This is a genomic window from Parafrigoribacterium mesophilum (genome assembly GCF_039652555.1).
Classification (GTDB): Bacteria; Actinomycetota; Actinomycetes; order Actinomycetales; family Microbacteriaceae; genus Parafrigoribacterium; species Parafrigoribacterium mesophilum.
The window spans coordinates 280,727-302,083 of the sequence record NZ_JBDJAF010000003.1 but is presented as its reverse complement, the minus strand read 5'-3'; the positions used below and the strand labels follow the sequence as shown (position 1 = coordinate 302,083).

Genomic DNA, 21,357 nt, shown 5'->3' with positions numbered 1-21,357 from the left:
CGGCTGGGCGTTCAAACGCCACTACAACAGCGAATCAGCCCGCCGCGCAGCCCTCCCGGCCTGGCTCCACGAATACAATCACCACAGGCCCCACACCGCCACCGGAGCCAAACCACCCATCACCCGGTTAACCAACCTCCCTGGGCAGTACAGCTAGGACACCGCCGTGCGGGCCGTCGTCGGGCGGGTCGCGCAGCAGCACCGGCTCCACCGCGCGCAGCAGCCGGCGTACGTCGCTTTCGGTGGCGCCGCACTGCAGGCCGATCACGCTGACCCCGGCGCGGGGCACGCCGATCCTGAGTGCGCTGAGCATCCGCTCGTCGGCGTCGGTCACCTGAGGAAGCAGCACGACCGGATGATCGATGCCGAACTGTGCGCTGGACGGGCTACGCCAGACGAACGGTCGTGAGGGGTCGAGTCGCAAAATCATGCGGCAAGGATGCGCCGAAACGGGCCATCGCGTTGCCAGCTGTCCACAGGCTGCGGTTAGTTCTCCGGATCCTCCGCTGTGCCGTCGTCACCCTCACGGGGCCGGTCGTCCCGGTCGTCGTTGAGCAGGTCCTCGATCGCCTGGTCGACGTCGTCGTGATCGCCGGAGGTGCTGCTCAGTCGCGCGACGAGCGCTGCGGGATCGTCGATGTCCTCCGAGGTGGGGATGAGGTCAGGATGCGACCACAGATCGTCCCGGCGCTCCGCCCCGACAGCATCGGTCACCCGCTGCCACATCGCGGCCGCCTCACGGAGCCGACGGGGCCGCAACTCGAGCCCCACCAGGGTGGAGAACGCCGACTCCGCAGGACCACCCGCGGCGCGGCGGCGGCGCACGGTCTCCGCGATCGCCCCGGAACTGGGCAGCCGCGTGGTGGCCTGGGCGGTCACGACGTCCACCCACCCCTCGATGAGCGCCAGCATCGTCTCCAGCCGGCCAAGCGCCGCCAGCTGCTGCTGCGACTTCGGCGGGATCAGCGCACCGCTCACCATGGCCTGACGCAGTTCTTCCGGGTTGCCTGGGTCGAAATCCGAGGCCAGCTCTTCCAGGCGGGTGGTGTCGATGTGGATGCCGCGGGCGAACTCGGTGATCGAGGTCAGCAGGTGCAGCCGCAGCCACTTGGCGTGCCGGAACAGTCGCGCGTGAGCGAGTTCCCGCACGGCGAGGTAGAGCTGGATCTGGTCGGCGTCGATGTCCAGACCCTCACCGAACTCGGCCGTGTTCTGCGGCAGCAGTACCGCTTGCTGCTCCTCGAACAGCGGAATGCCGACATCCCCGCCGGAGACCACTTCGGTGGAGAGCTGTCCGACCACCTGGCCCAACTGCATGGCAAACAGGGTGCCGCCGACGTTCCGCATGATCTTGCTGGCACCCTCGATCATCCCGGACATCTCGTCCGGCGCCTGTTCCTCCAATACCGTGGCCAGCGAGTTGGAAATGCTGGTGGCGACCGGCTCCGCCAGCTGGGTCCAGATCGGCATCGTCGCGGCGACCCACTCGGATCGGCTGAACAGGCGCGGCGTCGTGGTCAGCTCCGAGATGAAGGTCGCCTCACTGAGCCACAACTCGGCAACGCCCAGCGCCTGCTCGAGGGCCGCGCGTTGATCGGCGGCGGGGGACTGGCTGGTGCGGGCCGCGAACGCCTTGCCCTGCTGCAGCGCCAGGTCCCAGTTGATGCCGTCCTTGCTGTTCTGCAGAGCGCTCTGCAACTGCGTGATGAGTTGCGCGATCATCTCCGGGTCGTTCGGCAGCCCGGCCGCTCCGGCGAGCTGCGACGGGTCGATCTGCGAGTTGCCGGACAGGAACTCGCGCAACATGTCGCGAAACTCGTCTTCCGGTTCCTTGTCCGAATCATCAGGCATGGCACCTACGCTAATCGTTTGTGAAGCCCGCGGAGAGCCTTTTGACCTAGGCTGGCAGCCTGCGCTAGTGCGCCTGTGGCGAACATCCTCTGGAAAGGACGGCGGTGGTTCTCTTCCCCGACGACCGCCCGCAGTCCGCGGCATCCGGCACGCGCAACGGCCGGATCGGAACCGCGCTGCTGGCCATCGCTCTGGTGGGTGCCGTCGCGTTCTCGCTGGTGCCATCGCCCTACGTGATCGAGCGCCCGGGACCGGTGTTCAACACGCTCGGGACGGTGACGGCCGGTGAGAAAACCGTCCCGATGATCTCGATCCCCACCGAGAAGACCTACCCGACATCGGGAACGCTTGACCTGCTCACGGTCGACTACGTCGGCAACCGGTCGCACCTGCCGAACTGGTTCCAGGTGTTGTCGGCCTGGTTCGATCCCAGCCGGGCCGTAGTGCCGCTCGACTCGGTCTACCCGCCTGGGCAGTCCGTCAAGGAGGCCGGCGAGGTCGCGGCGATCCAGATGTCCAATTCGCAGAAGGATGCCATCGCCGCCGCGATGGTCCACCTGGGGATGTCGGTGCCCAGCACCGTGACGGTCATGGCGCTCACCCCCAACGCGCCATCGGCGGGGATCTTGAAGGCGGGAGATCTGATACTGACCGTGAACGGCGACCCGGTGAAGGACGTCACCGAACTTCGGGAGGCCATCGCCGCGTCCGGTGCCGGCAACCCGCTGACGATCGGCATCCGTCGCGGCAGCGAAACCAGAGACGTCTCGGTGCTCCCCGAGCTGAGCGGCGGAACCGATCCGGTCCCGATCATCGGCATCGAGGCAGCGGTGGACTACCAGTTTCCGTTCCCCGTGTCGATCCAGTTGGAGAACGTCGGCGGCCCCAGCGCCGGGCAGATGTTCGCGCTCGGGATCATCGACAAACTGACCCCCGGTGCGCTCACCGGCGGGGCGTCCATCGCCGGCACCGGAACCATCAGCTCGTCCGGCGAGGTCGGCACGATCGGCGGCATCCGGCAGAAAATGTACGGCGCCAGGCACGCCGGTGCGACCTGGTTCCTCGCGCCAGCCGGAAACTGCGACGAAGTGGTCGGACATGTCCCGGACGGACTCACGGTGATCGCCGTGCACACCCTGGACGACTCCGTGGCCGCCGTGCAGGCGATCGGCACCCATGCCGACACGGGCGCGCTGCCCAGCTGCCCGGCACGGTGATCCGGTCGGCGGGCCCACCGCCCAGCATTGGGCCTTAAGATGGGCAGCAACCCTACCTTCGAGCCAGGAGCAGTTTCTTGACGTCCTCCGAAACATCACAGCGCCCGCCCAGACGGTCGAGAGCTACGCTCGGCATCGCTATCGGCGTCATCGTCGCCCTGGTCATCGTCTTCTTCATCTTCGCCAGCCTCTACACCGACTGGCTCTGGTTCGACCAGCTCGGCTTCCTCGGCGTGCTCACCACACAGTGGCTCGCCGGCAGCACCATGTTCCTCGTCGGCTTCTTCGGCATGGCCATTCCGGTGTGGGTCAGCCTGCAACTCGCGTTCCGCTCCCGGCCGATGTACGCCAAGCTCAACGCGCAACTGGACCGTTACCAGCAGGTCATCGAGCCGCTGCGGCAGGTGGCGATGATCGGCATCCCGATTCTGCTCGGCATCTTCGCCGGGGTGGCCACCTCCTCGAGGTGGCCGCTGGCGCTCGAATTCCTCAACCAGACCCAGACCGGAATCAAGGACCCGCAGTTCCACCTCGATGTGGCGTTCTACCTGTTCAACCTGCCGTTCTTCCAGTCAGCCCTGGCCTTCGCCTCCGCCGTCATCCTGTTGTCGGCGCTGGCGACCCTCGCCACCAGCTACCTGTACGGCTCGCTGCGGCTCAACGGCCGTGAACTGCGCATCTCGAAGGCGGCGCGCATTCAGTTGGCGATCATCGGCGCGGTGTACCTCGCGGTGCAGGCGCTGAGCATCTGGCTCGACCAGTACGCCACAATGGCCACCAGCAGCACCACCGACCTGCTGGTCGGCGCGTCGAACGCCGACGTCAGCGCGCTCATCCCAGGACGTCAGATCCTGTCAGGAGCCGCGGCGATCGTCGCCGTGCTGTTCATCATCACGGCATTCAACGGCCGCTGGCGCTTCCCGATCATCGGCACCGCACTGCTGCTGGTGATGGGACTGTTGATCGGCTCCGTGTATCCGTGGTTCGTGCAGAAGTTCCAGGTCGACCCGAGCGCGAAGACGGCGGAGGCGCCGTACATTCAGCGCAACATCGACGCGACCAGGGATGCCTACGGGGTGGCGAAGGTGAAGGAGGCGCCGTATACGGCGGCGACCGACACCGAACCGGGCGCCCTGCGCAACGACGCCGAGACCACCGCAAACATCCGCATCATCGACCCCGCGCTGGTGACCGAGGCGTACGCGCAGCTGCAGCAGATCAAGCAGTACTACCAGTTCGAGCCGCGCCTTGACGTTGACCGCTACACGATCAACGGCGAAACGCAGGACACCGTGATCGGCGTGCGCGAGCTCGACATCTCCAAACTCGGCAGCGCCAGCAGCTGGTACAACAACACCGTGGTGTACACGCACGGTTACGGCGTGGTCGCCGCCTACGGCAACCAGCGCTCCAGCGACGGATTGCCGGTGTTCCTGGAGTCCGGGATCCCCAGCAGCGGAGCTCTCGGCAAATTCGAACCGCGTATTTACTTCGGTGAGAACTCACCCGCCTACTCGATCGTCGGCGCGCCGAAGGGTGCCAAGCAGATCGAGCTCGACTACCCCTCCGGTGACCAGTCCAGCAACCAGAACGCCACCACCACCTACCAGGGCAACGGCGGACCGAAGCTGGACAACATCTTCAAGAAGCTGATCTTCGCGATCAAGTTCCAGTCGGAGCAGGTGTTCCTCTCTGACGCTGTGACGAACGATTCGCAGATCCTCTACGAGCGCGACCCGAAGGAGCGCGTGCAGAAGGTGGCCCCGTACCTGACGCTGGACAGCGACGCCTACCCCGCCGTCGTCGACGGCAAGGTGGTCTGGATTGTCGACGGATACACCACGAGCGACACCTACCCGTACTCGGACATCCGGCAGCTGAGCCGGTCCATCGCCGACACCTACACGCCGGCACCGGCGTTCGCGGTGGACAACATCAACTACATCCGCAACTCGGTGAAGGCCACGGTCGACGCCTACAGCGGCAAGGTGACGCTGTATGCCTGGGATGATCAGGATCCGATCCTGAAGACCTGGCAGAAGATCTTCCCGAACACGCTCGAGCCGATGAGCAAGATGAGCTCGCAATTGCTCAGCCACGTACGGTACCCGGCCGACCTGTTCAAGGTGCAGCGCGCCATCCTCGGCACCTACCACGTGACGAAGGCCGACTCGTTCTACTCGAACGACGATGCCTGGATCACACCGAACGAGCCGGTCACCACCGCGGGCGTGAAGACGCTGCAGCCCCCGTACTACCTCACCATGAAGATGCCCGGAGCGGACAAGCCGGCGTTCTCGCTGTATTCGACCTATATTCCGCAGAACGCCAGGGACATCTTGGCCGGCTACCTCGCCGTCGACGCGGATGCCGGCAACACACCGGGGAAGATCTCGCCCGACTACGGCAAGTTCACCCTGCTCGCGCTGCCCAAGCAGAACACCGTTCCAGGCCCCGGCCAGGTTCAGAACAACTTCAACTCCGACCCCACGGTCTCCACAGAGTTGAACCTGCTGAGTCAGGGCTCCACGGATGTCGTCAAGGGCAACCTGTTGACCCTGCCGGTCGGCGGCGGGCTGCTCTACGTGCAGCCGGTCTACATCAAGTCGACGGGCGAGACAAGCTATCCGATCCTGCAGAAGGTGCTGGTGGCCTTCGGCGACAAGATCGCGTTCGAGCCGACGCTCAATGCCGCACTCGACAAACTGTTCGGCGGCAACTCCGGGGCCACGGCCGGTGACACCGGTGTGGAGACCCCGCCGACTCCGCCGGGAACCGAAACGCCCACCACGCCCACCACTCCCACGACGCCGACGACGCCGAGCTCCAACACCGCGTTGCAGACCGCGTTGCAGGATGCCGCCACCGCGCTGAAGGATCGCGAAGCCGCCTACGCCCAGAACGATCTGGTCGCGGCGGCGCAGGCGGACGAGCGTCTCCAGAAAGCGCTCGAGGCAGCGTTGGCCGCCGACAAGTAGCCCGCGCCGCCGAACTGCCACAACCGGTGTGATAGAGTTACTCCTTGTGCCGCGGGGTGGAGCAGTTCGGTAGCTCGCTGGGCTCATAACCCAGAGGTCGTTGGTTCAAATCCAGCCCCCGCAACAAGATGAGGCCGGAAACTTACGAGTTTCCGGCCTCTTTGCGTAGGTGGAATTTCGCGTCGGGTAACTGGCCCGAGGCACTACCAGCTGGGATCGGGCGAGGAGCTGACACTGTGACAACTGTGCGGGACGCGTGCTTCGACATCATGCGCGAAGAGGGCATGACGACGATTTTTTCGAATCCCGGGTCCACCGAGATCCCGTTCCTCACGGCCCTTCCCGATGACTTCAAATTCGTCCTCGCGCTTCATGAAGGTTCTGTCGTCGGTATCGCGTCCGGTTACGCCCTCGGAACCGAGAACCCGTCCTTCGTGCTCTTGCACACCACCGCCGGATTGGGAAACGCGGTCGGGGCGATCGCTACGGCGCGTACCAATCACATCCCGCTCGTGATCGTCGTTGGCCAGCAGGATCGCCGCCACCTCGCGCTCCAGCCGTTTCTGTCGGGCCGGCTTCAGGGGCTTGCTGGCGAGTATCCGCTGGAGGTCCTCACCCCCGTGCTTGCGGCAGATGTGCCGTCGGCCGTACGGCGCGCGGCGCATGTCGCCCGGCAAGGCAGCGGTCCGGTGATCGTCATCGTGCCCATGGATGACTGGGACGCACCGGCGGACCCGAGCGCGAACGCCGCGGCACGTCGCGTCGCCGTGGCACCAAGCGGAACACCCGCCGAACTCACCGAACTGGTGATCGCGCTTCGCGGATCCTCCTCACCTGCCATCATCGCGGGGGCGGGTAACGACTCCGAAGCGGGCTGGTCTGCTTTGACCGTTCTGGCGGAACGGCTGGGCGCTCCCGTCTGGCAGGAGGCATTCAGCTCGCGCGCGGGCTTTCCGCAGGATCACCCGCTCTTCCGGGGTAGCCTCCCCGCCGACAGGCCTCGGATCAGGAAGGAGTTGGCCGATCACGACGTCCTTGTCGTTGTTGGCGCGGCTGCACTCCGGCTTTACCCCTATGCGTCCGGCCCTGTCGTGCCCGATGGGATGCGATTGTTTGTGATCACCGCCGACGAAGCTGAGGCGAATCGTTCGCCTGCAGAACTGTCGATCATCGGCGATCCGGCGACGCTGTGTTCGACCTTGACCGACCTGCTCGGCGACGTCACCCTCCCGGTGAGGGCGCCGGTACCGAGTCCTCGTGACACGGCCTATCGGCTCGACCCGCCGGATCGGGGAGAGCCGTTACGGGCCGCGCACGTTTTCCAACAGCTCGCGACCGCGCTACCCGAAGAGACGACGATGGTTGTGGAGGCCCCATCGTCCCGGCCGGCGTTCATTGCGCTGGTGCCGATACGACGACCGTTCGGCTACCTCGCTCCCGCCATGGGGGGACTCGGCTTCGCGATGCCGACAGCGATCGGCATCAAGCTCGCGCGTCCGACGCATCCGGTTCTCGGCATCGTCGGCGACGGCGCATCGATGTACTGTATTCAGTCGCTGTGGACGGCTCACTGCCTGCACGTCGGGATCGTGTTCATCGTGCTGAATAACAATGGGTACGCCGTTATGAATCGCTTGGCCGAAAAGCGGGTCGGCAAAACTCCTTGGCCGTCGTTCGAGGGACTTTCCGTCTCCCGGATAGCCGAGGGCCTGGGCGTTGAGTCGCACCGAGTCGATGGTTATGCGCAACTCACTTCGGCCCTGGAGCGCATCATCCCGACACTCGCATCGCGGAGCGAACCGCTCGTGCTCGAAGTCGCGATCGCGCCGGAAGCCACCTACGCCTCTTAGCGGTGGCATCGGGAAACAGCGGCCCCGGTCGTGAGACCGGGGCCGCTGCCGTTGTCATTCGACTCTGTCTAAGACAAGTCAGCCTTCGAACGACTTCGCGTTGACGTAGCTTCCATCGGTGAACTTCTGGACCTGCGCCGAGTCAACCGGCGCCCGGTCCGTGCTCGTGGTGTTGACGGTGATGCCCGGGAGCATCATCGGTACCTCGAGGCCCTTCAGGCTGTGGGCTGCGTCCATGAGGGCTGCCCGGGTGGGCGCTTTCATGGCCTTGAAGGTGGCCTCCAAGGTGGCGCCGATGGCGTAACCCCATGCGCACTGAGGAACGATCGTCGTGGTGATATCCGACGAGTACTTCTTCATGTCGTTGACGAAAGCTTTCACGTCGGGATCGTTCGCAAATGCCGGGTTCACCTGACTCTTGGCCGATGCCGTGGTGTAGACGGCGGGGTACGCGTCAGCCTTGCCAGGGTCGAGGATCGTCGCCTTGGCGGACGTGTTCGACGGGAGGAATACGGCGGGCAGCCACCCCAGCTGTTGTGCCTTCAAGAGTGATGCGACGGTCAAGGGTACCTGCACGTCGGCGGAGAAGAACACATCGGCCTTGCTCGCGGCGAGCTTGGTCACCTGCGCGTCCACCGTCGGGTCGGTGACGTTGTAGGTGGCTTCTGCGACGATCTTGACCTGGGATCCCTTGATGCCATCCTTGAGCCCTGCGACGTAGTCTTGTCCCACGTCGTCGTTTTGGGCCAGGCTGGCGACGGTGATCGGCTTGTTCGCCGAGGCAAGGAACTTGCCAAACGACTCACCTTCGCTGTGGTACGTCGGCAGCCACCCCAGGGTCCATGGGTTCGCCTTTTGGTCACTGCTGAAGGCGGTGCTTCCGGACTGGAGGAAGAGCTGGGGCACCTTCTCCTGGTTGGCGATCGGCATGATGGCCAGGTTGTTCCCCGTGCCGAGACCACCGACATCCGCAAAGACCTTGTCTGCAACCATTTGACGGAAGTTGGAAACTGCCTTCGCGGGGTCGTAGGCGTCGTCATAGGCCTTGATCGTCACCTTGCGGGTTTGACCGTCGCCGAACTTGATACCACCCTTATCATTCTCGGCATACAGGTAAGCCTGCAGGCCGGCAAGCGCACACCCTCCAGGGCCGGCCACCGGCCCACTGAGCGGCGTGTTGACGCCCAGGGTGATGGTGGTGTCTGTGATCCCGGGATCATTGGCAGGTCCTCCACTGGGCGAGGTGGTGCCCTCTCGGGCGGAGCACCCGACCATCCCCATGGCCAGCATTGCTGCGACGGCGACGACACTTGTCACCTTGCTGGCAGCGCTGATTGTTGTCTTCATTGACATTCCCTTCTTACTTCTTTGTCTGTCTCTTCTCTTGGTGCCTCCGAGAGCCAGTGGCCCGTGCGGAAGAATGTGGCGTTGTCGTCAGATGCTCATCGGAGTACGTCGATCATGCGGTCCAGGATCGTCGTGCCGCTGCAGGAGTGCGCAAAGTCGGTGGGACGACGACCGGTCACGTCGCGAATGCTCCGCTCGCTCTGCCTCGGCGTCGTGAGGGTCGCGATGGTGTAGCAGGCTCGCATTTCGCAACCTTCTGTGATACGTCGTGCATCGAAAGTGCCTCGGGTACAGGTTGCTTTCGCGCCGCTATACATCGCTCGCATCCTTAAGCGACGCTATCTTGTGCGGGCGGTAATATCAACAAAGGTGTCGGCGCGGTCGGCGACACAATGCAGCACAGCGGGTGTCCCAACAATGGAGATGGGTATGAGTTACCAGACGTCAGGGGAGCTAGTCAGAACCGGCTTGTTCATCGATGGGGTGGCGCGATCCGGCGCCGGTGACTTTCCCGTCATCGATCCGGCGAATCCGGCCGTCACTGTCGGTCTGGCCGCTGCCGCCTCACGGGAACAAGCTCTTGACGCCGTCGCCGCAGCGAAGAAGGCGCAACCCGAGTGGGCGGCGCGCACGCCGGCCGAGCGGGCGGCCATGCTGGATGCCAGCCTCGGCGTTCTCGCGGCCCTTCAGGATGAGGACGCGACCATCCTCAGCTTGGAAAACGGCAAGATCAAGAGGGAGTCGGTCTTCGATCTGCTGTCGTTCAACCGCCGCTTCGGACTGGCGACTGCTCTGGCCGACCAGGTTGAGCGGGTGACCGTTCTCCCCGGTCCGCCACATGAAACGACGGTGGCGTATGTTCCGCTCGGCGTGATCACGATCATCGTGCCGTACAACTGGCCGTTGTCGATTCTCGGCGCATCTTTGCCGTTCGCGTTGCTGGCGGGCAACACGGTGATTGTGAAGCCACCGCCCACGACGCCGCTCGCGATCACACGCATCGTGCAACGGGTCGCTGAGCAACTGCCTGCCGGCGTGCTGAACGTCGTGACCGGCCTGGATGCCGAGATCGGCGAGGCCCTGGTGAAGAATGACGACGTGGCGATGGTCTCCTTCACGGGAAGCCCCGGAGGTGGACGCCGCATCATGGAGATGGCGTCGAATAGCCTGACCAAGGTGATGCTGGAGTTGGGCGGCAACGACCCTGCCGTCATCTTCGATGACGCGGTGCTCGACACTGACGCGCTGAACCGGATGTTCGACGGTACCTTCCGCACCGCTGGCCAGATCTGTATGGCGGTGAAGCGCATCTACGTGCACCGTTCACGGTATCGGGAGGTTGTCGATGGGTTTGCGGCTCTTCTCGAGAAGACCGTTCTTGGGCACAGCCTTGACGAGGCGACGACCATGGGACCGCTCAACAATGCTCGACAGCGCGATTTTGTCGCAGGGCTCGTTGACGAAGCACGCGCAGCAGGCACCCAGGTGCGGGACTTTGCTGCCCTGCCGCGTGAGGAAGGGTTACGGGAGGGCTATTTCTTGCGGCCGAGCCTCGTGTTGGATCCGGACCCGTCGCTGCGCGTGGTGCAGGAAGAGCAGTTCGGACCGACCATTCCCATCATCCCGTTCGATGACGACGCTCAGGCGATCGAGGCGGCCAACGACACGTGGGCGGGGCTGTGCTCGTCGGTGTGGACCGCGGACCTGACCCGCGCAGCGGAAGTCGGCGCGAAGCTGACGAGCGGCTATGTTTTCATCAACAATCACGGCCCCTCCTCGCTGGACCAGCGTGCCCCGTTCGGTGGTGTGCGGGGAAGCGGCATGGGCAGGGAAATGGGAATCGAAGGCCTCCGCGAGTTCATGGCGACGCGCAGCATTGCGCTGCCAAAGGGGTGAGCCGAAGGCACTCGACGAACGTCATCCTTGCACTCAGAATCCGGGACCAGAGAAGGCGTGCTTCGAGACCCAGGAGAGGAACGACGTGATCTTCGCGTCGATCACGAGCGGACGATTCTGGGGACCGTCCAGCCACTCCTGCACCTTCGAGATGTCGCCTGGCTCCGTCACGGTGAGGGCGTCGCAGCCGAATCCGCGTGCAATGCTCGCGATGTCCGTTGGCGGGAATTGGACGATGTCCAGTGGAACGCCTTCCGGTCCGAAATGGTGCACCTCGGCGCCGTAGGCGTCGTCGTTGTAGACCACCACCACCAGCCTGAGCCCGAGGCGCACCGCCGTGTCGAGCTCGACGAGGCTCATGAGGAATCCGCCGTCGCCTACTCCGGTGATGACGGCGCGATCGGGCACGGCAATGGCGGCGCCAATCGCGGAGGAGAGCCCCAGGCCGATGGATGCGAACGCGAGCGGCAAGCAGTAACCGTGCTGGTCCGGTACCCGGAAGTACATCGCCGGATACCCGTTGAAATTCCCACCGTCCGGGACCACGACCCGGTCCATCGGCAGGATTTCGTCGAGCGCGATGGTCAGCGTCCTCGGATCGATTCTGCCGGCGGAGGTGACCTCGTCATACTCGACCAGCCTCCAGTCACCAGCTTCTTCAATGCGCCTGGCCACGTCCGGAGTGCGATAACGGTCACCGTGCTCGCCAGCTGAGGCCCACGCAGCTTGTACTTGACGGGCCGTCTCCGCAACGTCCGCGACGATGCCGACGTCAACGGGGTAGTGCAGGCCCAGGGCATTCGGTCGGTCATCGATCTGCACCACGGTCTTGGATCCCTTTAAAAGGGCTCCGTTGCTCGTGGTCCACCGATTGAGGCTCGCTCCCCACACGACAAGAAGGTCCGCTTCGGCGATCAATGCTGTCGCGGCGGGAGTGGCGAAGCCACCACTCACATCGAGGTTCCACTCCTCGCCGGAAAAGAGCCCTCGGGCCACCGCCGAGGTGGCGAGGAGAGCGCCGGAGCTTTCCGCCAGTGCAAGCAGCTCATCACGCGCGCCAAGGCCACCACGGCCGGCGATGAAAACCGGACGATCGCTTGAGCCGAGCAGCCCCACGAGCCGCGATACCTCCTCGGGCGAGGCGCCTGCCACCACTCCAGGAACAGCGGGAGCGGCGGCGTTGGCCGGTGGCTGAAACTCGTCCTCCTGGATCTCGTTCGGCATGATCAGCACTACGGTGCAGCGCTCGTCACGCGCGCGAGCCAGGGCGCCCAGCGCGTCGTCGACCGCACTGCCGGGTCCTTGGATGCGTTCCACCACGCAGCCGGCGCCGAGGGCCATGGCCGTCTGGTCGACCCAGAAATTGGACGCCTTGAGCGAGTCCGGGGCGTGCGGCGCCAAGACCAGCATCGGTGTGTGGCTCTTGGCCGCCTCCGTGATTCCGGTCAACGCGTTGGTGAAGCCGGGGCCCTGGTGCACCGTGAGAACCGCGGTGCGACCAGACATGCGAGTGTATGCATCCGCCATCAGGGCGGCGCCGCTCTCGTGTCGTGAGGCGGTGAACGGCACACCCTCGCCGACCATCGCATTCGTCACACGGAAGTTGCCGCTGCCGACGACTCCGAAAATGTGACCTATGCCTGCAGCTGCTAGGGCCTTTCCCACTGCTTCAGCAACCTTCATGGCGCACATCAGCCCTGGTACTTGTCCGCCATGACGTAAACGCCATTGACAAACTGCTGTATGCGCGTGACATCCACTGCCGGTGCGGTGGGAGAGGTCGTGTCGACCACGACGCCCTCTTGCATCAACGGTACTTCGAGGCCCTTGATGCCGTGGACGGCGTCGATGAACGCTGCCCGGGTGGGTTCCTTCATCGCCTTGAACACGGCTTCCACGGTGGCGCCGATCGAGTACGCCCACTCGCACTGGGCGAAGGCGTTCGACACGGTCGTGCCCTTGGCGTACTGGTCCATGTCGGCGACAAACTTCTTCACGTCCGCGTCATTGGCGTACTGCGGATTCGTCACACTCTTGGAGAAGCCGGTGGTGTACACGCTGGGGTACGCCTCGGCGTGCCCTGGGTCGAGAATCGTCGTTTTCGCCGAGGTGTTGGCCGGCAAGAACACCGTCGGCAGCCAACCCAGTTGCTGTGCCTTCAAGAGCGAAGAGACGGCCAAGGGTGTCTGCACGTCGGCCGAGAAGAACACGTCGGCCTTCGATGCGGCGAGCTTCGTGATTTGTGCGTCCACGGTCGGGTCGGTCGCCTCGTAGGTCGCCTGTGCCACGATCTTCACCTGCGAGCCCTTGATACCAGTCTCGAGTCCCGTCACCATCTGCTTGACGTCGTCGTTCTGAGCCAGTGTTGCGACCGTGATGGGCTTGTTAGCCGCGGCTAGGAACTTCCCGAACGCCTCGCCCTCACTGCGGTATGTGGGCAACCATCCGGTCGTCCACGGATTCGCCTTCTGATCGCTGCTGAACTTCGTGGTGTTCGACTGCAGGAATACGTGAGGTATTTTTTCCTTATTCGCGATGGGCATGATCGCGAGGTTGTTACCGGCACCGAGGCCGCCCACGTCGGCGAAGACCTTGTCCGAGATCATTTGACGGAAGTTGGACACCGCTTTGGCCGGATCGTAGGCGTCGTCGTACGACTTGATGTTCACGGTGCGAGTGTGACCGTCACCGAACTTGATGCCCCCGGCGGCGTTGGCCGCGCCGAAATACGCTTGCAGGCCGGCCAAGGAGCAGGACCCGGGCCCGGCCACCGGCCCACTCAGCGGTGTGTCGATTCCCAGGGTGATTGTGGAGTCGGTGATCCCCGGATCATTGGCGACAGCCCCGTTCGATGGAGTGGTGCTGGTGCCGCGTGCGCAACCGGCCATCGCCATGGTCAGCACGGCGGCGACGGCGACTATGCTCGTTGCCTTACTTGCTCTTCCCAGTGATCTTCTCATCGTGTCTTCTGCTCTCTCTTCAATAGATCCGCGGCCCGGCGCACGGCGGAAGGATGTGATTTCGACTCAGGCGGTACCGGTGGAAGCGCTCGGATTCTCTTCGACGTCGCCGTCGTTTGTGGTCGTGCGCCTCGCAGCGCGGGCGGCCCGCTTGCTGGCGAGCTGCCGGATCACGCGTGGCACCGTGATGAAGCCTCCGGGGACGATCAAGAGCACAACCAGGAGGATTGCGCCGGAATAGATGGCCGTCTGCGACGAATTGACCTGCCCGGCCAGGAACGGGACGACCACGTAGAACACCCCGCCGATGAGGGAACCTGCGATGCTCGCCGACCCGCCAATGACCATGGCGGCCAGCAGGTTGATCGCCACGATGAAGCTCGAGGTCTCCGGGGACGTGAACTGCACAGCGCCCAAGTACAGGAAGCCGGCGGCGCCGCCGTACAGGGATGAGATCGTGAAGGCCAGCACCTTGTAGCGGTAACTCGAGATACCCATCGAGGTGGCCACTGCTTCGTTCTCGCGGACGATGGCAAATGCACGCCCGATCCGGCCGTTGACGAGGTTTCGCGCGAACAAGAAGAAAATGGCCGCAATGATGATGATGACGTAATATCGCCACTGGTCGACGGCGAGCCCACTCCAGGCGGGTGCGTTCATCCAATCCACGGTCATCCCGTTGGATCCGCCGGTGAACTCCGGGAATCGCCGCGCGAGGGGGAGCGCGAGGATGGGCAGGCCCAACGTCACAACGGCCAGGGCATGCCCGCGCAGGCGGACCGCCGGGAGAGCTACCACGAGCCCCACGGCCGCAGGGACGAGGCAGGCCAACAGGAACGTGACGACGATGGGCCACCCGCTCATCACCCCGTAGGCGGTCATGTATGCGCCCAACCCGACAAACGCACTCTGGCCGAGCGAGATCTGTCCGGTATACCCCATGATGATGTTCAGCCCCAGGATCGCGACCGCGAAGACGGCGACCATGGTGAGCTGGAAGTTCAGATAGGGGGACAGCACGAGTGGGGCGACCACGACGGCGATGGCAACCGCGAGGTAGACCGCCAGCCGCAGCCGTCGATTTGCCCAAGACATCCTTTTCACACCCGCACCACTTCTCTGCGACCGAACAGACCCTGTGGCCGCACGATCAGAATGATAAACATCGCTGCCAACGGCACCGCGATTTTCAGATCGTCTCCGATGAACGGGAGATAGGCGCCGGCGAGGTTCTCGACGACACCGATAAACCAGGCGGCGACCACTGCCCCGATCGGGCTGTCCAGCCCGCCCATGATGACCGCGGCCAGCGCGTACACCAGCACGAAGTCGAGCATTCCGGGGCTGAGGAATACCTGGGGTGCCACCAAGGCTCCGGCGATCGCGCCGAGCGCCGCGGCCAGTGCCCAACCGATCATGAGCAGCCGCCCTACCGGCAATCCGGAGAGCGAACCCGACTCGGGGTTGTCCGCAACGGCGCGAAGAGCCAGTCCGAGCTTCGTCCCCTTGAAGAGCAACTGCAGGACGAGAACGACCACGATGAGCACCGCGATGGTGCCCAATGAGCGAACACCCACCACGGCGCCGGCGATCTTGATGGTCGTCAGCGGGAACAGCGACGGAAAGGTCAACGGGTTGTAGCTCCAGATTGCGCCGGAAATTCCCTGGATGAGCACGAACAGGCCGACCGTGACGACTACCGCGGTGCTGATGGAGCCTCGCTCGAAGCGTCGGATCACGATCCGCTCGACGCCTGCACCGAAGACCAGGGAGATCGCGATCGCCACCAGGATGGCCGCCAATGGCCACAGGCCCGCCTGCAAGAAGCTGTACGCGAGATAGGTCGAAAAGACCGCCATGACGCCCTGGGCGAAGTTGAGCAGCCCCGTCGCGCGGTAGGCCAACACGATTGCCAGAGCGAGTGCGGCATAGATGGAACCGCTAGCCAGGCCGTCGACAATGAGCTGGACAAACTGTGAATTCATGCCGACACTAACCTCCCAAGTAGGCTTTGCGAATGGACTCCATGCCCATCAGCTCCGTCTGAGTCCCGCTCAGCACGCTGCGGCCGGTTTCTAAGACGGTGGCCTTGTCCACGAGGGTGAAGGCTAAAGCCGCGTTCTGTTCGACCACCAGCATCGAGAGTCCGGATTCGCGCCGGAGGCGACCGACCGCATCGTAGACATTGTCTGCGGTACTAGGAGCCAGCCCGAGCGATGCCTCGTCCAGGAGGAGCAGCCTCGGCCGTGCCATGAATGCGCGGCCGATGGCCAGCATCTGCTGCTCGCCGCCGGACAACGCCGCGGCTTGCGATCGTATCCGCGAGGCCAACTGCGGGAACAGGTCCATGCAGTAATCGAGATCAGTCTTTATCGCGCGTCGATCGTTTCGCTGGTAGGCACCCACCAGCAGGTTGTCGCGCACGCTCAGTCGCGACAACGTGCCGCGTCCCTCGGGAACGTGAGCGATTCCGAGTTTCGCGACCTGCTCGGGCCGCAGTCCGGAGATATCCTTGCCGTCGAACATTATCCGGCCGGTCGTGCGAACCATTCCGCTGATCGCTCGCAGCGTTGTGGTCTTGCCGGCGCCGTTGGCGCCCAACATCCCGGTCGCCCCGCCTTGCTCGACGCTGACATTGACGCCGTGCAGCACGACAACCGGGCCGTAGGCGGCAGTGACATCCTCAAGTTCAAGGAGGTTCATCCCGCTGCCCTCGTTCCCAGGTACGCCTCGATCACGAGCGGGTCCCGTTGGGCCTCTGCCGCCGTGCCCTCCATGAGCTTGCGCCCGTGGTCAAGCACCACCACCTTGTCGGTGATCGCCGATACCAAGGCCATGTGGTGCTCGACAACCACAATCGTCAGATCGAAATCGGCACGAATGCCGGCGATCGACGTGATGAACTGCTCGACCTCGGCGTGTGATAGCCCGGCGGCCGGTTCATCGAGCAAGAGAAGCTTGGGTTTCGAAAGCAGAGCGCGGCACAACTCGATGCCCTTGTGCAAGCCGTGAGACAGTTCCCCTGCGGTCATCTTGGCTGCCCAGGCCAGGTTGAACCGGTCGAGCAGATCGAGCGCCTCCTGGCGGATCGCTTTCTCGCCGCGGACCGTTGACGGTATCCGAAAAGCCCACGCCAAGGCACCACCGGTCAGGCGCGAATGGCCGCCGAGGAGCACGTTCTCCAAGACGGTGGCCTGCAACTGAAGCGCCGGATGTTGGAACGTCCGGGCCAGCCCCACGGTGGCCAGGCTCGACGGGGCCGTATTGAGCACTTCGATATCGTCGATCATGATCGACCCCGACGATGGTTTGTAGTGCCCGCTAATGCAGTTGAACAGCGACGTCTTGCCCGCGCCGTTCGGCCCGACGAGGCCGAGCACACTGGCGGACTCAGCCTCGAGGCTTACCGCATCCAGCACGCGGATGCCGCCGAATCCCAGGCTGACATCCCGCAGGGCCAAGCGTGCAGCCATTAAGCCAGTACCTTGAAACCGCTGGCCTCGGTGCGCGACCAACAGGCTGACGTGAATAGCGGTGCACTTTTAGCTTGCATTGACGGTGCTTTCTGTGGTTGGAGGCCGCTACTGGTGCCTCATGCCTACCTCCAAGCAAGAACTGAGCACCGTTGCGAGCATCAGGGTATTGCCTGGCGGGGTGAAATGTCAAAGACCCGATTCCCCGTCAGCGCGGGCGAAATGGGCAGAGTCGGACACGCCTCGGCGCCGATCGGGGCTGAGCGTAATCCTCCCGAGTGGGCAGATCCCCGATGATAAAGTCAGTATGCTCGGGGCTCTCTTATGCGGTGAGCACTGGAACGTCAGGCAAATTACAATATCGACCAATTCCGGTCAAAGATGAGAGGAATTAACAAGATAATGGGCGCGAAAAATTTACAAGAGCTCCTGGACAACGCGGGAAATACAGTGGAACTCTTGCGCAACTCCCAGCTCGGCTCTTATGTGTATCCTGTCGTGGCTTCCGAGTTCACCAACTGGCAGACCGAGGTGCGCGCGTGGGCCACGACATCGGTGCTGTATGACCAGACCCACCACATGGACAACCTGTTCATCGGGGGCCGCGATGCGTTGAAGCTGATTTCCGACACCGCAATCAACAGTGTGGCGAATTTCCCTGTCGACAAGGCGAAGCAGTACGTTCCGACCACGCCGGCGGGATACGTGATCGGCGACGGCATCCTCTTCCATGAGGCCGAGGACGAGTACACCTACGTGGGTCGGGCACCCGTTTCCGACTGGCTGTTGTTCCAAGGCGAAACCGGCGGTTACGACGTCGAGGTGGTCAGAGACCCCCGATCCCCGATGCGCCCCATGGGCAAGGCGGTCACGCGGCAGTACTACCGGTTCCAGATCCAGGGCCCGACTGCGTGGCAGGTCATCGAGAAGCTGAACGGTGGCCCGGTCGAGCAGCTCAAGTTCTTCAGCATGAGCCACATGAACATCGACGGAACGAAGGTGCGTACCCTGCGACATGGCATGGCCGGTGCACCCGGAGTGGAGATCTGGGGTCCGTACGCCGACTACGACCGGATCCGCACCGCGATCCTGGAGGCCGGCGCCGAGTTCGGCCTGTTGGCCGTCGGCTCCCGGGCCTACTCGTCGAACACACTTGAGTCCGGCTGGATCCCGTCGCCGTTGCCGGCGATCTACACCGGCGAAGAGCTGCGTCCGTACCGTGAATGGCTCGGTGCGGACAGCTACGAAGCGACCAACGCAATCGCCGGCAGCTTCGTCTCGGACAACATCGAGGACTACTACTCCACGCCGTGGAACCTCGGCTACGGCAGCTTCATCAAATACGACCACGACTTCATCGGCCGCGACGCTCTGGAGAAGGTCGACCCGACCACCCAGCGCAAGAAGATCACCCTGGCCTGGAACGGCGAGGACATGGCGAAGATCACCGGATCCCTGTTCGATCGAGAGGGGGAGAGCTACAAGTTCTTCAACCTCCCGAATGCGAACTACGGATCCTCGAACTTCGACTCCATCATCGACCCCAGCGGCAAGATCGTCGGCCTGTCGATGTTCACCGGATACAGCGCCAACGAGAGGACCGCGCTGTCTCTCGGTGTCATCGACCCGGAGATCAAGTTGGGCACCGAGGTGAAAGTGGTCTGGGGTGAGCCGGACGGCGGCACCAGGAAGACCACCGTGGAACCACACAAGCAGATCGAGGTGCGCGCCGTGGTCAGCCCGACGCCGTACTCCCACCAGGCGCGCGAGGAGTACCACGGCGGATGGCGGACCACGATCGACGCCTGATCGCGTAGGCCGTCAGGGGTAAGGCAGGGGGCAGGCGCCAGGCGCCGGCCCCCTTCTTCTGTCGGGACGGGGCCTCAGCGGCTACGGGGATCACTACCGCGCAGCAATTCGGCGGTTGCAGCGATGATCGACGGATGCTGGAAGGCTTCATCTTCGTGGTTGGCACCGGCCACGAGAAGCAGCGTGCTGCGCGATCCCGACTCGAGCAGAGCATCGTGGAGAATCCGGCTCTGGTAGTGCGGTATGAGCCCATCGCGATCACCGTGCACGAGGCGGAACGGCGGTCCTGCTCGGTGCGCGTAGCTGATCGGGCTTGCGGCGCGGGCAGCATCGGGCGCCTCGTGCACATCGTGCACGCCGAGCAAGCGCGCTTGAGCAGGTGTAGCGTCGACCGGGCGGCCGGCTAGGAACGACGGCAGTGGGACGGCCGGATCGGCGGGTTGCTCGGTCAGGGCGATGAGGTCGGTCGGCGGAAACCACGCCACGACGCAGGACACCGAACTGTCCCGATCCAGGTTTCCTCCGACGTCGCCCTCGAGTTCGCTGAGGCCGGCGGTCAGCCCGAGCAGGGCGGCGAGATGGCCGCCCGCCGAGGCGCCCCAGGCACCGATGCGCGAGCCGTCAATGCCGAACCGTGCGGCGTTGGCGCGCAGCCAGCGAACCGCGCCCTTGGCGTCGTACAGCTGTGCCGGCCAGAGTGCGACGTCGATGAGGCGGTATGACACGCTGGCCACTGCCACGCCCCGGCGGGCGAGGGGCACCAGCCGTTCCTGGGCGAGGTCGCCCCTAGTGCCGCGCGCCCAACCGCCGCCGTGGAAGTAGACCGCGATGGGCGGCGGGACGTCAGCGCCGCGGGGCAGGTAGAGATCCATCGCCAGCGCCGACGCCCCCTGGCCGGCGTAGGTGACATCCCGCACCACCTCGACGGTGTCGATCATTCGAGGTCCAGTGCCGGCATCACATCGGAGGCGAACGAGGCCATCGAGCGCGCCGCGTTGTCAGAGGACAGCGAACCGAACGCGAACGTGCACATCAGGTAGTTGATGCCCGAATCCGCGATGAGTTCCCGCACCCGGTCCCGCACCGTGGCCGGCGACCCGGCCAGCACCAGCCCCGAGGTCAGGCTCTGCTCCAGGTCGACCATGCCGTCACGGGTGAAATTGCCGTTCTCATGCCACAGCTTCAAGAAGTTCTCGCTGTGGGTGGCGTGCGCTTCGCGCAGCAAGGCCACCGCTTCCGCGTCGGTCGGCGCAATGACGATTTGCCTGCCCAGGCCCACCAGCGGGCGCGCCACGTGCGCGTTGAGCCGGGACGGGTCGGTGTTGTGCTCCTGCCACGACTGCCAGAATTGGTCGACTGACGGACGGAAACCCGCGGCGGTGCCGAAGCCGATCAAGTTCATCCCCTGCTCGCCCGCCCAGGCCGCGGACTGCGCATTCGACGACGCGAACCACAGTGGCGGATAGGGCCGTTGAACCACGGGGATCACCAGCGGAGCATCGATGCTGCCCAGTTTCGGGCCGGTGTGGGTCATCGCCCCGGTGGCCAGTGCCGCGGTGATCGCGGCCAGTGATTCGACGTAGATGTCGAAGGTCGACCCGACGTCCACGCCATAGAACCCCAGTTCGTAGGGGGAGGCGCCGCGGCCCACCCCGACATCCAGCCGCCCACCGCTCAGCTGGTCCAGTTGGGCGATCTCCTCGGCGAGCCGAAGCGGCGTGTAGAGCGGCAACACGTACACCAGCGGGCCGACCCGCATGGTCGTCGTGTGCTGGATCACCGACGCCAGCCAGACACTGGGAGACGGTGCCAGTCCCAGCGGGGTTCCATGATGTTCGGCGACGTGATAGCGGGTGAAACCGAGGGACTCGGCCTGCTCGATCAGCGCCAGGCGTTCCCGGTACAACTGCTGGACGGGAACGCCTGAGGCGTCGAGATGGTCAAATATGCCGAACTCCATGCAGATCATGCACCTT

18 protein-coding genes and 1 tRNA gene are annotated in these 21,357 nt (G+C 64.4%); 7 read left to right on the top strand and 12 right to left on the bottom strand.

Annotation, left to right across the window (positions count from 1 at the left end; genetic code table 11):
• Positions 1-157, top strand: a 157-nt coding sequence (locus ABFX56_RS13120; protein WP_346233799.1) for an integrase core domain-containing protein, incomplete at its 5' end; no start/stop codon positions are given.
• Here ABFX56_RS13120 and ABFX56_RS13115 read toward each other — a convergent pair.
• Positions 128-430 carry a hypothetical protein gene (locus ABFX56_RS13115; RefSeq protein ID WP_346233785.1) on the bottom strand — a complete coding sequence of 101 codons (303 nt, stop codon included), beginning with the start codon at positions 428-430 and terminating at the stop codon, positions 128-130. The genes ABFX56_RS13120 and ABFX56_RS13115 overlap by 30 nt on opposite strands.
• A gap of 56 nt (positions 431-486) precedes the next feature.
• A complete protein-coding gene (locus ABFX56_RS13110) occupies positions 487-1,851 on the bottom strand; it encodes a zinc-dependent metalloprotease (RefSeq protein WP_346233784.1) in 1,365 nt (454 codons plus the stop codon).
• 104 nt (positions 1,852-1,955) lie between these two features.
• Between ABFX56_RS13110 and ABFX56_RS13105 the strand changes: the two genes are divergently transcribed.
• The 4 genes from ABFX56_RS13105 to ABFX56_RS13090 all read left to right on the top strand — a co-directional run bounded on the left by ABFX56_RS13105 (position 1,956) and on the right by ABFX56_RS13090 (position 7,896).
• Complete coding sequence (locus ABFX56_RS13105; protein ID WP_346233783.1) at positions 1,956-3,068, top strand: YlbL family protein; 1,113 nt, start codon at positions 1,956-1,958, stop codon at positions 3,066-3,068.
• A gap of 77 nt (positions 3,069-3,145) precedes the next feature.
• The gene (locus tag ABFX56_RS13100) at positions 3,146-6,046 is read left to right on the top strand and encodes a UPF0182 family membrane protein (RefSeq protein WP_346233782.1); all 2,901 of its coding nucleotides are present in this window, start codon (positions 3,146-3,148) and stop codon (positions 6,044-6,046) included.
• Between the two features lie 50 nt (positions 6,047-6,096).
• Positions 6,097-6,170: transfer RNA gene (locus tag ABFX56_RS13095), tRNA-Met, on the top strand.
• A 112-nt stretch (positions 6,171-6,282) separates the two neighbouring features.
• Positions 6,283-7,896, top strand: a complete 1,614-nt coding sequence (locus tag ABFX56_RS13090) for a thiamine pyrophosphate-dependent enzyme (protein ID WP_346233781.1) — start codon at positions 6,283-6,285, stop codon at positions 7,894-7,896.
• Between the two features lie 78 nt (positions 7,897-7,974).
• Here ABFX56_RS13090 and ABFX56_RS13085 read toward each other — a convergent pair whose 3' ends face one another.
• The gene (locus ABFX56_RS13085; RefSeq protein WP_346233780.1) at positions 7,975-9,243 is read right to left on the bottom strand and encodes an ABC transporter substrate-binding protein; all 1,269 of its coding nucleotides are present in this window, start codon (positions 9,241-9,243) and stop codon (positions 7,975-7,977) included.
• A 95-nt stretch (positions 9,244-9,338) separates the two neighbouring features.
• A complete protein-coding gene (locus ABFX56_RS13080; protein WP_346233779.1) occupies positions 9,339-9,488 on the bottom strand; it encodes a hypothetical protein in 150 nt (49 codons plus the stop codon).
• 184 nt (positions 9,489-9,672) lie between these two features.
• On the opposite strand from ABFX56_RS13080, the gene ABFX56_RS13075 reads away from it, so the two are divergent.
• Positions 9,673-11,139 carry an aldehyde dehydrogenase family protein gene (locus tag ABFX56_RS13075; protein ID WP_346233778.1) on the top strand — a complete coding sequence of 489 codons (1,467 nt, stop codon included), beginning with the start codon at positions 9,673-9,675 and terminating at the stop codon, positions 11,137-11,139.
• A gap of 33 nt (positions 11,140-11,172) precedes the next feature.
• On the opposite strand, the gene ABFX56_RS13070 is transcribed toward ABFX56_RS13075, so the two are convergent.
• The 6 genes from ABFX56_RS13070 to ABFX56_RS13045 all read right to left on the bottom strand — a co-directional run bounded on the left by ABFX56_RS13070 (position 11,173) and on the right by ABFX56_RS13045 (position 17,572).
• A complete protein-coding gene (locus ABFX56_RS13070; protein WP_346233777.1) occupies positions 11,173-12,822 on the bottom strand; it encodes a thiamine pyrophosphate-binding protein in 1,650 nt (549 codons plus the stop codon).
• Between the two features lie 8 nt (positions 12,823-12,830).
• A complete protein-coding gene (locus ABFX56_RS13065) occupies positions 12,831-14,099 on the bottom strand; it encodes an ABC transporter substrate-binding protein (RefSeq protein ID WP_346233776.1) in 1,269 nt (422 codons plus the stop codon).
• 66 nt (positions 14,100-14,165) lie between these two features.
• Complete coding sequence (locus tag ABFX56_RS13060; RefSeq protein ID WP_346233775.1) at positions 14,166-15,194, bottom strand: branched-chain amino acid ABC transporter permease; 1,029 nt, start codon at positions 15,192-15,194, stop codon at positions 14,166-14,168.
• A gap of 5 nt (positions 15,195-15,199) precedes the next feature.
• A complete protein-coding gene (locus tag ABFX56_RS13055) occupies positions 15,200-16,084 on the bottom strand; it encodes a branched-chain amino acid ABC transporter permease (RefSeq protein ID WP_346233774.1) in 885 nt (294 codons plus the stop codon).
• Between the two features lie 7 nt (positions 16,085-16,091).
• On the bottom strand, positions 16,092-16,802 hold the full coding sequence (locus tag ABFX56_RS13050; protein ID WP_346233773.1) for an ABC transporter ATP-binding protein: 711 nt from the start codon (positions 16,800-16,802) through the stop codon (positions 16,092-16,094).
• Entirely contained in the window at positions 16,799-17,572 is a 774-nt protein-coding gene (locus ABFX56_RS13045) for an ABC transporter ATP-binding protein (RefSeq protein ID WP_346233772.1), read from the bottom strand. The genes ABFX56_RS13050 and ABFX56_RS13045 overlap by 4 nt, the downstream gene beginning before the upstream one ends.
• Positions 17,573-17,974: 402 nt before the next feature.
• On the opposite strand from ABFX56_RS13045, the gene ligM reads away from it, so the two are divergent.
• The gene (gene ligM, locus ABFX56_RS13040) at positions 17,975-19,381 is read left to right on the top strand and encodes a vanillate/3-O-methylgallate O-demethylase (RefSeq protein ID WP_346233771.1); all 1,407 of its coding nucleotides are present in this window, start codon (positions 17,975-17,977) and stop codon (positions 19,379-19,381) included.
• Positions 19,382-19,455: 74 nt separating this feature from the next.
• Here ligM and ABFX56_RS13035 read toward each other — a convergent pair whose 3' ends face one another.
• Together ABFX56_RS13035 and ABFX56_RS13030 are read right to left on the bottom strand one after the other, a co-directional pair.
• Positions 19,456-20,319, bottom strand: coding sequence for an alpha/beta hydrolase fold domain-containing protein (locus tag ABFX56_RS13035; protein WP_346233770.1), 864 nt, complete (start codon positions 20,317-20,319; stop codon positions 19,456-19,458).
• A complete protein-coding gene (locus ABFX56_RS13030; RefSeq protein ID WP_346233769.1) occupies positions 20,316-21,341 on the bottom strand; it encodes an LLM class flavin-dependent oxidoreductase in 1,026 nt (341 codons plus the stop codon). Before ABFX56_RS13030 ends, ABFX56_RS13035 begins: the two co-directional genes overlap by 4 nt.
• Between the last annotated feature and the right edge of the window lie 16 nt (positions 21,342-21,357).

What these genes read in the sequence shown, in the direction of transcription:
- ABFX56_RS13065 (WP_346233776.1), bottom strand. Translation starts at nt 14,099, where the DNA reads ATGAGAAGATCACTGGGAAGAGCAAGTAAGGCAACGAGCATAGTCGCC.
- ABFX56_RS13035 (WP_346233770.1), bottom strand. Translation starts at nt 20,319, where the DNA reads ATGATCGACACCGTCGAGGTGGTGCGGGATGTCACCTACGCCGGCCAG.
- ABFX56_RS13075 (WP_346233778.1), top strand. Translation starts at nt 9,673, where the DNA reads ATGAGTTACCAGACGTCAGGGGAGCTAGTCAGAACCGGCTTGTTCATC.
- ABFX56_RS13115 (WP_346233785.1), bottom strand. Translation starts at nt 430, where the DNA reads ATGATTTTGCGACTCGACCCCTCACGACCGTTCGTCTGGCGTAGCCCG.
- ABFX56_RS13030 (WP_346233769.1), bottom strand. Translation starts at nt 21,341, where the DNA reads ATGGAGTTCGGCATATTTGACCATCTCGACGCCTCAGGCGTTCCCGTC.
- ABFX56_RS13085 (WP_346233780.1), bottom strand. Translation starts at nt 9,243, where the DNA reads ATGAAGACAACAATCAGCGCTGCCAGCAAGGTGACAAGTGTCGTCGCC.
- ABFX56_RS13060 (WP_346233775.1), bottom strand. Translation starts at nt 15,194, where the DNA reads ATGTCTTGGGCAAATCGACGGCTGCGGCTGGCGGTCTACCTCGCGGTT.
- ABFX56_RS13055 (WP_346233774.1), bottom strand. Translation starts at nt 16,084, where the DNA reads ATGAATTCACAGTTTGTCCAGCTCATTGTCGACGGCCTGGCTAGCGGT.
- ABFX56_RS13070 (WP_346233777.1), bottom strand. Translation starts at nt 12,822, where the DNA reads ATGAAGGTTGCTGAAGCAGTGGGAAAGGCCCTAGCAGCTGCAGGCATA.
- ABFX56_RS13080 (WP_346233779.1), bottom strand. Translation starts at nt 9,488, where the DNA reads ATGCGAGCCTGCTACACCATCGCGACCCTCACGACGCCGAGGCAGAGC.
- ABFX56_RS13050 (WP_346233773.1), bottom strand. Translation starts at nt 16,802, where the DNA reads ATGAACCTCCTTGAACTTGAGGATGTCACTGCCGCCTACGGCCCGGTT.
- ABFX56_RS13110 (WP_346233784.1), bottom strand. Translation starts at nt 1,851, where the DNA reads ATGCCTGATGATTCGGACAAGGAACCGGAAGACGAGTTTCGCGACATG.
- ligM (WP_346233771.1), top strand. Translation starts at nt 17,975, where the DNA reads ATGGGCGCGAAAAATTTACAAGAGCTCCTGGACAACGCGGGAAATACA.
- ABFX56_RS13045 (WP_346233772.1), bottom strand. Translation starts at nt 17,572, where the DNA reads ATGGCTGCACGCTTGGCCCTGCGGGATGTCAGCCTGGGATTCGGCGGC.